This window comes from Clostridium sp. HV4-5-A1G (assembly GCF_900184915.1).
Lineage (GTDB): Bacteria > Bacillota > Clostridia > Clostridiales > Clostridiaceae > Clostridium_B > Clostridium_B aromativorans.
This window is the reverse complement of the sequence record NZ_FXYI02000299.1, coordinates 1-2410: the sequence shown is the minus strand read 5'-3', so window position 1 is coordinate 2410 and position 2410 is coordinate 1. Positions and strand designations below refer to the sequence as shown.

The 2410-nt window shown below is 27.4% G+C and carries 4 protein-coding genes and 1 pseudogene; 4 read left to right on the top strand and 1 reads right to left on the bottom strand.

The window, feature by feature from the left end:
- Positions 1-363 precede the first annotated feature (363 nt).
- The 4 genes and pseudogenes from J5G60_RS17970 to J5G60_RS17955 all read left to right on the top strand — a co-directional run bounded on the left by J5G60_RS17970 (position 364) and on the right by J5G60_RS17955 (position 1861).
- Positions 364-687: a hypothetical protein gene (locus J5G60_RS17970; protein WP_150357128.1), complete on the top strand. Its 324-nt coding sequence runs from the start codon at positions 364-366 to the stop codon at positions 685-687.
- 23 nt (positions 688-710) lie between these two features.
- Entirely contained in the window at positions 711-1055 is a 345-nt protein-coding gene (locus J5G60_RS17965) for an SdpI family protein (RefSeq protein WP_150357127.1), read from the top strand.
- Positions 1056-1263: 208 nt separating this feature from the next.
- Positions 1264-1595 (top strand): annotated as a pseudogene (locus J5G60_RS19265) (DUF3021 domain-containing protein).
- 110 nt (positions 1596-1705) lie between these two features.
- Positions 1706-1861 carry a hypothetical protein gene (locus tag J5G60_RS17955; protein ID WP_179978571.1) on the top strand — a complete coding sequence of 52 codons (156 nt, stop codon included), beginning with the start codon at positions 1706-1708 and terminating at the stop codon, positions 1859-1861.
- A gap of 152 nt (positions 1862-2013) precedes the next feature.
- On the opposite strand, the gene J5G60_RS17950 is transcribed toward J5G60_RS17955, so the two are convergent.
- On the bottom strand, positions 2014-2322 hold the full coding sequence (locus tag J5G60_RS17950; protein WP_150357125.1) for a hypothetical protein: 309 nt from the start codon (positions 2320-2322) through the stop codon (positions 2014-2016).
- Positions 2323-2410 lie beyond the last annotated feature (88 nt).

The following is a 2410-nucleotide window of genomic DNA, read 5'->3' as shown; positions in this document are numbered from 1 at the left end:
TAATTAACATAGTATATATAATAAATTATAGGAAAAGGATCTTCCTCTAATTCAGGGAAAGCCTCTATTGGTGAATTAGGATTAACTATAATAATTTTCTTATGAGATAAAATAGTTATAATTTCTTTTTCTAAATCATCTGTGGGTGCTAATTCCTTATCAATGTTAATTCTTTTACAATCAAAAGAATAATGTAGACAATATGATATTTGAAAGCAGGGATACCAAAAGATACAGGTATAAGTTCAAGAAGAAATAGTATTCATATTGATGGAAAATCTGCGCCACATAAATTTTTACTGTGACCCTTAAATATGCTAAAATTAAATTGTAACAATATTTTAAATATAAAAGGAGATTAAAATGAATTTTTTAAAAAAAGAGATTACAACAATAGCCATTTTGATAATCATTGGAGTATTTATCTTGATTCATTCTTCCCCTTTTTTATCTGTTAGAACTCATGTATTTGTAACAGGGCATCCAATTAGAGCATTTAAGGGAACTGTACACATTAATAAGGGACAATATAATATGGATAAAAGTAAGCTAGATAAAGAAAATGCTATGATCTATACTATTACTGGTAATAACTTATATGATATAGAAACAGGAAATGTAATAATCAATTATAAAGTTACAAAAATAGGATTTTTATATTTTGTTAAAGATTATGGAGAAGCATAGATATTTTGATTGGAGGCAGGTATATGATTTCTTTGGGAGTATGTATATTTTCTATCCTATTTGGTTTTATTTTATTTAAGTATCCGCCGGAAAATATAAATAGTACTTATGGTTATAGAACACCTTTTGCAATGAAAAATCAGGATACCTGGAATGTGTCCCAAAAATGCGGTGGAATTAGTATGATGTTATTTGGGTGTATTAATGGCATTTTAGGAATCTGGGCGATTATTCAACCGCTGGGTATTAACAACGGAAAGGTACAGCTATTATTTTTATTGACAGGTGCTGTAGTCATGATAGTTATTGATGAAATATATTTAAGAAAATTATTTAATAAAGATGGAAGCAAAAAGAACCGATATTAATCTATAAAAATATTTTCAATATATAAGGAGATGATTATATCAAAAAGGAAAGGTTACTTGGAGTAATGAATTTTATTGTTATATTTGTGGTACTTTTTATAGGGTTTCAAATCATTAAATTAAAGGGTAATATGATTAATTATATTATAGTTTCTGTAATAATTGGATGTATATTGTACATATATCCTAAATTATTTGATAAGAACTAATCTTTAAGAGTTTTGAAGAATGTATTCAGATAAATGCAGTCATCCTGCAGTTTACCCTGTCAGGCCTTTTAAGTGCTGTTATGGGTGCAGGTTCTGTAATATGGGAAAATGATGATTGGAGTTTTCTCAAACAATCAATTATGCATTTTATTATAACTTCCATTACAATGTTTCCATTGCCTACTTTTCACACTGGCAGGAACACACATTTGCTGGAATTGTAGGTTGCCTCATCATATTTTTAGCAATGTACGTTGCAATATGGATAATACAGTATAGTGTATGGAAACACAGAATCAAACAGATAAATGATAAATTAGAAAATAAATAAAATATATTAAAAAAGTATTGACTAATTGGTAACTTGTGCTATAATAATAATTAGTTGATAAAGATTATTAGTGGATGTTAATTCTTATTAAATAAATGGAGGTATGAATTATGAAAAATGAAAGAGATTTTAAAGCTGAAGAAAGATTATATGAGGATGTTATAGATAAAAAGGTTATATTTGCAGGAGAATATGACGATGTAGCTTTAAATTGTGATGGTGAACCGTGCAACTTCTCTTATAATAAGGACATATTTGATAATTAGTACAGCAAAATATACTCCTATAAAGATCAAAGCAATTTAGATAATTGATCTGAAACAAAAAACTTCCTATTACTAAGCATAGATTTTTAAGGCAGCTGAAAAAGCTGCCTGTTCCATTAGGGATGCATTTATGAAAATGGAGGGTATTTCCTTCAGGCTGTAATACCTTTAAGTCCGAATTTTGGTCTCATGAAAAGAACCTTTGGCTTTTGATAAATGTCTATGTCACCTGTGATGTTTAAAGTTTTTAATACAAATAATTTTATGCCTTTATATTCATAAATATTATACAGCTCTTTATCTGCTACTTCGGTTTCGAATAGAACTTTAATTTTAACAGTTTTAACATTATTATGGACATTTCCACAATCACAGTCTATTGATGTATTTTTAACAGATGTTACAAAACACAGATTTCTGTCCCCAGCATAATTTAAAGCTTTATCTTCAATTTTTAACATGATTTATTATCCCTCACTTATACATAATTAATTTTTCCAATTATTTGATATATTATAAATTTGATAATTATTTTCTATTTAATAATAC